Source organism: Prevotella sp. TF12-30 (genome assembly GCF_003436715.1).
Classification (GTDB): domain Bacteria; phylum Bacteroidota; class Bacteroidia; order Bacteroidales; family Bacteroidaceae; genus Prevotella; species Prevotella copri_A.
Window position 1 is genome coordinate 1 of sequence record NZ_QSQJ01000125.1, and the last position, 493, is coordinate 493.

General features: G+C 42.8%; 1 protein-coding gene and 1 pseudogene. Both read left to right on the forward strand.

Translation table 11 applies throughout. The features are described from left to right. Window positions 1-5 precede the first annotated feature (5 nt). The gene (locus tag DXD25_RS16400) at window positions 6-170 is read left to right on the forward strand and encodes an RNA polymerase sigma factor (protein ID WP_233522376.1); all 165 of its coding nucleotides are present in this window, start codon (window positions 6-8) and stop codon (window positions 168-170) included. A gap of 10 nt (window positions 171-180) precedes the next feature. Next, window positions 181-493, forward strand: a pseudogene (locus DXD25_RS17035) (hypothetical protein); the annotation flags it as partial.

The window sequence follows — 493 nt, forward strand, 5'->3', positions numbered from 1 at the left end:
CTTATATGGATGCTGAACTCACGCCACAAACCCGCAAGGTACTCGATCTCCGCTTTCGGCAGAAACTGAAATATCGGGAGATTGCTACGGAATTGGGCATCAGCGAGGTGGCAGTTTATAAGCATCTGGCACAAGGCATCAGAAAATTAAAGCAAAAGTTTAACCCTTAGCAGATTTATTATGGACAAGTTTGAAAAAATACTGGATATCATCGACCATCAGGAGAAGTATTCTGATGAGGAGATTCGTGAAATATTGCAGGATGAGGAATGCCGAAAACTCTATCAGACGATGGTGGAAGTGGATTCTGCACTTGAAAAAACCTCTCCTATTATTAATATAGATGAGGAATGGGAGAAATTCAGCCAGGAGCATCAACTTCAGGAAAAAGCAACTCATCCTATAACTTCCTGGCGTAAACTGGCAGCATCCATCGCCGGATTTGTCTTGATTTCGGGTATTGCCTTTGCCGCAATCCATACTTACATCAAGC

What these genes read in the sequence shown, in the direction of transcription:
- DXD25_RS16400 (WP_233522376.1), top strand. Translation starts at nt 6, where the DNA reads ATGGATGCTGAACTCACGCCACAAACCCGCAAGGTACTCGATCTCCGC.